Consider the following 7907-nt stretch of genomic DNA (forward strand, 5'->3'; position numbering starts at 1 on the left):
CCCCTAGCCCCTCCCCGCAAGCGAAGAGGGGAATAGTTGTTATGGGTGCGATCGCCATTTCCGATATGCTGAGAACAGAAGCAAAAGCCATGATTTCCCGGTTACGAAAATTGGGAGTTGAGCAAATTGTGATGATTACCGGCGATAATCAACGCACGGCTGACAGTGTGGCGCAAACCGTGGGCATTGATCGAGTCTATGCCGAACTCCTCCCGGAAGATAAGCTGGATGTCATCCGTAAGCTCCAGGAAGAGTATCAAACCGTGGCGATGGTGGGGGACGGAATTAATGATGCTCCAGCCCTCGCCCAGGCTTCTGTAGGGATTGCTATGGGGATAGCCGGCAGTGATGTCGCTTTGGAAACCGCAGATATAGTATTAATGGCAGATAAGTTAGACAAACTCGCCACAGCTATAGAATTAGGTAGGCGATCGCACTCTGTGGTCAAACAGAATATAGTTGTAGCTCTAGGGTTTATTCTCTTGTTATTAATTGGTAACTTTTTAGGCAACATTAACCTACCCATTGGCGTAATTGGTCATGAAGGTTCCACGGTCTTAGTTACACTCAGTGGTTTAAGATTACTGAAAAATTAAATTGAGGAGGATTCCGGGTTTGATCAGCAATCACGCGGACATGATATAAGCTAGTGAAATTAGCTAAAACTTCTATTGGCTAACACAGTTAATTGCATTAATATTCAGGAGGAATAAAATGGGATTGAGTGAACAGCTATTAAGTCCAAACAAAAAGGCTATGGTTGTAGATGATTGCTGCAACATGATCGACCAGCAGCTGGCTTCCAAGTCAGGGATGAGTGGTATAGCCTTGAAAACCGCCTTCTCAGCCTTAAAGGGAGTTAAACCCGGATACATCCCCTACGTTGTTGAGCAGCTTTTACCGCAGTTCTTGACAGCCCTTGATCCTCTCTGGAGTGAGGGTATAGAAAAGGGTGATCCCGCCGGTCACCTCGTCGCCAGTCGTTCTGACACAGCAGATGCCATGCTGGGTATTACCGATGCTAGAGTCAAGAACACACAGCGTCAAATAATCAAAGGAACCTATGAAAGATTCCGTGGTTCCGCCAAAAAACACGTAGAAGAAGCCGTTCCAGACTTAGCCAAGATAGTCGATAAATATACTAAAATCTAATCGAAAAATCACGTAATTTCATCGCTCAAAATCATTTTTTGTAGGGTGTGTTGTCGCGCAGTGCAACGCACCATCCTAGATTTTAGGTGCATTACAACTAACCTCCAGAACCCACCATAAAGGAATCCAAACTATATATCCGCGGTTGATTGTTTTCACAGTAGCAGCAAAGCGGATAACTTGATCAATAAGTTCCCTGATTACATTCGTCAAAAGTTTTAATTTGATAATTGGGCGAGGTGTAAATATTACTATAATCAGGTTTGGCAGGAGATTTTATATTAAGGTTTGGGGATATATTATGTATGACTTTTTAATAAAATAAAGAACCTCACCCCCAGCCCCTCTCCTTATTAAGGCTATCGTGTACACACAAGTCCTTCCTGTCTGCGTTTGAGCCTGTTTTGCCCCCTAAATCCCCCAAGTTTGGGGGACTTTGAAAATTCTTGTTCCCCCAGAATTGGGGGTTAGGGGGCGATTCGATCTCTTGTGTGTACACCGTAGCCTTATTAAGGAGAGGGGAGAATTGGATGAAATTTAAAGGCGGGGTGAGAACAAAAATCAGATTTGTCTGTTATTTAATTTGGAGCATTTCAGTTGTGCAAATGTATCCTAAATCCACCTTTTTCAGCAGCAAAAAAACCATATTCTTGCTCCCTCTCCTTGGTACAGAGAGGGTTGGGGTTGGGAGCATTTTGGCAAATGTATCCTAAATCTCCCTTTTTTAGCAAATAAACCATATTCTTGCTCCCTCTCCTTACCAAGGAGAGGGTTGGGGTGAGGTTTCATAGGACTTATGCCTAAGTCGCCACACCAGCTAAACAAAAAATTTAATTTCTATCCATAACAACTTTTTCAATAGACATCTCACCTAGAACGTAATAACTGCACAAAGGTATTACTTACCGTATTATCCTTAGTATCAGCAGCATATTGAATCAAAGCTTCCCGCAGTTCTTTGGCTGCATCTAACGGTAATAAAGTCGCTAACAAAAAATAAACCCCACGAAATCGGGGGTCACTCATTCTATCAACTAATAATCTTTCGGCGGCATCATTGTCACCCATAAAGTTTTGCACCAAGAAGAAATCCATAATTTTATCGTGGCGGAAGTACCATTCTTGCTTGGCTTCTTCTTTTTCTTTCCACTGACGGCTAACTACCATTTTGTATTTTTCATCAGCTAAAGACATGACAACTTGGTGAAATTCATCCGCAGGTAAAGCTTGTTTGTCTTGAATTCGCATTTCATAGACGGCGGCTGAGAATTTTTTTAAAGGAAATTCTTGATTCCATTCTTTGAGGTATTCTGCCGCCATCAATTTATATTGCTCTTGTTGCAGGTGAAATAAGTGAGGATGTTTGCCTTGTGATATCATCAGGGCGACCACAGTTAAATCCATTGGATTAGAAAGAATCCGTTGGGCAGCGTCTAACTCTTCTGGGGCTTGCTGAGGATTGAGGGCTGATTTCAGGTAATCAATACAAGCTGTTTTGTAATCATCGCCTTGAACTTTGGCATCTTGGGGTAGTTGCGGTTGACGGGAAATTAAGAACTCTTCTATTTGTTGTTTCTCTAAAGGCTGCAATTTATATATTTTGGCTGTTGAGGGTGGTGTCCACTCTAGAGGCTGGGTAGTCATGATAATATTGCCCCGGAAATAGCTTTCCACAAAGTGGGTGATTTTTGCTCGTGTTTCGGCGGTGACTTCGTTGAGTCCGTCGATGCAGATATCTATCGCGCCACTGTAAATCAGGTTTTTTAAGAAATCCGCATCTTGGGCTTGACCGTGTAGTTTGTCTTGAATTGCTTCAATTACGCCTTTCGCACATTTCTGGGCGGGTAGGTAAACCACAATGCGCTGGGAGTTTTGCAGCAAATGGCGGATAAACATCGACTTACCTAAACCAGATTCACCTTCTAAAATGATTTGTCCTTGAATACTGGGTAAAACCTCGGTAATGGGGAGGATTTTTCCTGAACCGGGAATTTGGACTCTGGACTGTGGGAAATATGATTGGGTATTAAAATTATCTAAGCGGGCATCGGCTAATAGGGAAGGTTTGAAGGGTTCAAATAATTTGCGGCGGAAGGGTGGAAACCAGGTGAGGAGAAAGCCCACATAGCCAATACCACCAATGCGGCGTACCCACGGGTTCCAGAAGAATATGGCTTGGACTTGGGGAAATTTGGGGTAGGCAAAGATGAGGGCTAACCAAAAGGCTGCGTGAGTGATGATGGTGATTCTGGTGTTGAAAAACCATTGCCGATATTCCACATTATTAATTACTGACTGTAGTGTATTAGCGTGAGTGGAGTTAACTTTTTTGAGATTGCTGTAATGATTTTGCAATAATTTAATATTCTGAGCTTTCCAGATAATTGTTTTGTTGGCAGCAACTTCGGAAATTTGTCGTTCCAGCTCTCTTTGCAATTCTGGTAGAGAATCACGATGTTTCCAAGCTGTCTGGAAAACTGTCATTGCTTCCACTCCCTCGTTATATTCTAGTTCCTTTGGTGGCATTTTAGGCTTACCAACCCATTGCATGAGGGTTTCTACTTGTACTTCACCACCTCCCAAAAAATGAGCTAAAAACCTAATTTGACCAATCTCAGAGGGATAAAGGTGAACTGAATCTAGAACTGGCACAATAACAGGCAAATCTCGCTGCCCTATTTTTATGAGTGCCTGTGCTGCTGCATTACGGACATCAGAGTCAGAATCTTTGAGCAGGAGGGCAAGTTGTGGAGCTTGTTCCTTGGCTTGCATCTGCCCTAGTGCGTATGCTGCTGCACTACGGACATTCGTGTCAGAATCTTTGAGCAGGAGGGCAAGTTGTGGAGCTTGTTCCTTGGCTTGCATCTGCCCTAGTGCGTATGCTGCTGCACTACGGACATTCGTGTCAGAATCTTTGAGCAGGAGGGCAACTTGTGGAGCTTGTTCCTTGGCTTGCATCTGCCCTAGTGCGTATGCTGCTGCACTACGGACATCAGAGTCAGAATTTTGGAGCAGGAGGGCAACTTGTGGAACTACTTCCTTGGCTTGCATCTGCCCTAGTGCGTATGCTGCTGCACTACGGACATTCGTGTCAGAATCTTTGAGCAGGAGGGCAACTTGTGGAACTACTTCCTTGGCTTGCATCTGCCCTAGTGCGGATGCTGCTGCATAACGGACATTAATATCAGAATCTTGGAGCAGGAGGGCAAGTTGTGGAGCTTGTTCCTTGGCTTGCATCTGCCCTAGTGCGTATGCTGCTGCATTACGGACATTAATATCAGAATCTTGGAGCAGGAGGGCAAGTTGTGGAGCTTGTTCCTTGGCTTGCATCTGCCCTAGTGCGTATGCTGCTGCATTACGGACATCAGAGTCAGAATCTTTGAGCAGGAGGGCAAGTTGTGGAGCTTGTTCCTTGGCTTGCATCTGCCCTAGTGCGGATGCTGCTGCACTACGGACATCAGAGTCAGAATCTTTGAGCAGGAGGGCAACTTGTGGAACTACTTCCTTGGCTTGCATCTGCCCTAGTGCGGATGCTGCTGCACTACGGACATCAGAGTCAGAATCTTTGAGCAGGAGGGCAAGTTGTGGAGCTTGTTCCTTGGCTTGCATCTGCCCTAGTGCGGATGCTGCTGCTCTACGGACATTCCAGTCATCATCTTTGAGCAGGAGGGCAAGTTGTGGAGCTTGTTCCTTGGCTTGCATCTGCCCTAGTGCCTCTGCTGCTGCATTACGGGAAATTGCTGAATCTTTATCTTGCAACTGTTCGGCAAGTTGTTTTACAAGCTCATCATAATTTTTTATCTGGGATTTAGGGTTATCTAGCTGATATTCCTGTAAGTGTTCTGCTGCTTTAGCCCTGACTTCTGGTATTAGGTCTGTTAGGGCTGCTACGATACCGTTAATCTGCCAATCTTTGGGTTGAGGTTTGGGTTTTTCTGTAGCACTTACCCAAGGCAGGGAGAGGAAGAGAGTTAGGAGTAGGGTAAAACAGAAAAGGAAAAAGAGGGATAGCTTGTTGGTGTTTTTGGGTGCGGTGAGCATAATTTTGGGCAATATGGCAGATTACACGCGGTTATCAGTATCATATCAGCCTTACTAATCGTGAATATGTGGAGGCGGGATAACTCTTTGTGTCTTGGTAGGAAATAATTATGTTTAAACGCAAAGGGGCGCATTCGCGTAGCGTCTCGCAGAGAAGGTAAACGCAAAGGGGCGCGGAGGTTTTGTTTGCTAAATTTGGGATGCTCCCAGGTAAACTGAGGGAATTGACTGATAAAGTTGAGCTACGCCAAGTTAAAAGATTGTCCTATGCCTGCATTTTTATTAGAAGTTGGTACAGAAGAATTACCTGCCAGTTTTCTCGGTGATGCCATATTACAATGGCGATCGCGCATTCCTCAAAGTTTAGCAGCCAATAGTCTCAGCAGCGCTTCTGTGGAGGTTTACGGTACTCCCCGGCGGTTGGCGGTGCTGATTTCAGGTCTTCCGTCCCAGCAACCAGACAGGGAAGAGGAAATTAAGGGACCTCCCGCCCAAGCTGCGTTTAAGGATGGTCAGCCCACACCAGCCGCTACAGGCTTTGCGAAAAAGCAAGGTGTGGATATCGCAGATTTTGAAATTCGCCCCACGGAGAAGGGGGATTTTGTCTTTGTCAAGAAAAGCATTCCCGGTCGTCCTGTGGCGGAAATTCTCACAGAACTGGTGACGCAGTGGATTTCTGGTTTGGAAGGGAAGCGGTTAATGCGCTGGGGTGACGGAGAGATGAAGTTTTCTCGCCCTATTCGCTGGCTAGTGGCTTTGTTAGATGATACAATTTTGCCCATTGAATTGGTGAATGGATCAAAGACAATTACAAGCGATCGCATTTCCTCCGGTCATCGTGTCTTACATCCCGCAAATGTAACCATTTCTCAAGCGACAGATTACGTCAAGACCCTAAGTGATGCTTTTGTGATCGTTGACCCGGAAGCACGGGCTAATATTATCCAAAGGGAAGTTCAAGCAGCAGCCGAGAAAGCCGGCGGAGTTACAGTATTTTACCCCGATTTATTAGCAGAAGTTACCAATTTGGTAGAATATCCTTCCGCCGTCGTCGGTAAATTTGAACCAGAATTTTTGCAGTTACCCACTGAGGTAATTACAGAAGTGATGGTGACACACCAGCGTTATTTTCCGGTATTTCCATCGGCTGGCAGCAAAGAATTATTGCCTAACTTTATCACAGTTTCTAATGGCAACCCCACGAAAGCAGATATAATCGCTGTTGGCAATGAAAGAGTAATTCGTGCCAGATTAGCTGATGGCAGATTTTTCTACAAAGCAGATTCGGCAAAACCTTTAGAAAGCTATTTACCTCAGTTAGAAAAAGTTACTTTCCAAGAAGAATTGGGTTCAGTTCGTGCCAAGGTAGATAGAATAGTTACTATTGCTGATTACATTAGCAGCCAATTAAAATTAGAGTCAAATCAAAGCCAAAAAATCCAAAGAGCGGCTTTATTATGTAAAGCTGATTTGGTTTCTCAAATGGTCTATGAATTTCCCGAATTGCAAGGCATTATGGGCGAAAAATATGCCTTAGCTAGTGGGGAAGATGCCGAAGTCGCCAGCGCCATTGTCCAACATTATTTACCCACAGGTGCAGGTGATAGTTTACCGGAAACTCTCATTGGTCAAATTGTCGGTTTAGCTGATAGATTAGATACTTTAGTTAGTATCTTTGGCTTAGGTTTAATTCCCACAGGTTCCTCAGATCCTTTTGCTTTGCGTCGGGCTGCAAATGCGGTGGTTAATATTACTTGGTTTGCGAATTTGCCGATTAATTTAGATAAATTATTAACGCAAATAGCCACAGATTTCGCTGCGAAATACAATAAGGAACAAGATAAATTAATTGCAGCTTTGCAAGAGTTTTTCTTACAACGTATTCGCACCTTACTACAAGATGAAAAGCAAATCGACTATGACCTAGTAAACGCAGTCTTGGGAGAGAATGACCCAGAATATACAGAACGCGCGTTACAGGATTTGCTAGATGTGCGCGATCGCGCCTTATATCTGCAACAAATCCGCCAAGATGGTACACTAGATAAAATCTACGAAACCGTCAACCGTTCCACCAGACTAGCCGCCCAAGGTGACTTAGACTTTCAGCAGCTAGAACCGACAAATCTCATTCAGCCAGAACTATTCCAAAAATCCTCTGAGCAAGCATTCTACAACGCTCTATTAGAATTAGTACCACAAACTCAAGCCGCTAAAGAAACGCGCAACTATCAACTATTGATAGCCGCACTAGCCAAAATCGCCCCCACCGTCGCTAGTTTCTTTGATGGCGAAGACAGCGTTTTAGTCATGGACTCCAATCCAGATATTAAACGCAACCGGCTACACTTACTAGGATTACTGCGGAATCATGCCCGTGTGTTGGCTGATTTTGGTGCCATTGTCAAAAATTTGTAGCCTCAAACCTAACCCCCCAACCCCCGCTCCTACCAGGCTAATGTGTACACACAAATTGGCCTAGAGCGAGTTTCCAGTCATAAAAACAGAATTTAACCGGAAATCCAGTTCCCCTCCTCGCTTGCCTACGGTGTACACACAAGTCCTATCTGTCTGCGTTTGAGCCTATTTTGCCCCCTAAATCCCCCAAACTTGGGGGACTTTGAAAATTCTTGTTCCCCCAGAATTGGGGGTTAGGGGGCGATTCGATCACTTGTGTGTACACGGTAGCCTCGCTTGCGGGGAGGGGTTAGGGG

General features: G+C 44.7%; 4 protein-coding genes. 3 read left to right on the forward strand and 1 reads right to left on the reverse strand.

The window, feature by feature from the left end:
* Both AACX33_RS03405 and AACX33_RS03410 read left to right on the forward strand, forming a co-directional pair.
* Positions 1-596: HAD-IC family P-type ATPase (locus AACX33_RS03405; RefSeq protein ID WP_227789429.1), on the forward strand; the 596-nt coding region annotated here is incomplete at its 5' end.
* A 118-nt stretch (positions 597-714) separates the two neighbouring features.
* Positions 715-1152 carry a DUF6918 family protein gene (locus AACX33_RS03410; RefSeq protein ID WP_193999737.1) on the forward strand — a complete coding sequence of 146 codons (438 nt, stop codon included), beginning with the start codon at positions 715-717 and terminating at the stop codon, positions 1150-1152.
* Between the two features lie 867 nt (positions 1153-2019).
* Here the strand turns inward: AACX33_RS03410 and AACX33_RS03415 are convergent.
* Positions 2020-5193 (reverse strand): HEAT repeat domain-containing protein, encoded by a 3174-nt coding sequence (locus AACX33_RS03415; RefSeq protein ID WP_227789430.1) that lies wholly within the window; start codon positions 5191-5193, stop codon positions 2020-2022.
* Positions 5194-5460: 267 nt separating this feature from the next.
* On the opposite strand from AACX33_RS03415, the gene glyS reads away from it, so the two are divergent.
* On the forward strand, positions 5461-7611 hold the full coding sequence (gene glyS / locus AACX33_RS03420; protein ID WP_193999735.1) for a glycine--tRNA ligase subunit beta: 2151 nt from the start codon (positions 5461-5463) through the stop codon (positions 7609-7611).
* The last annotated feature ends 296 nt before the right edge of the window (positions 7612-7907 follow it).

This window comes from Nodularia sp. LEGE 04288 (assembly GCF_963896525.1).
Lineage (GTDB): Bacteria > Cyanobacteriota > Cyanobacteriia > Cyanobacteriales > Nostocaceae > Nodularia.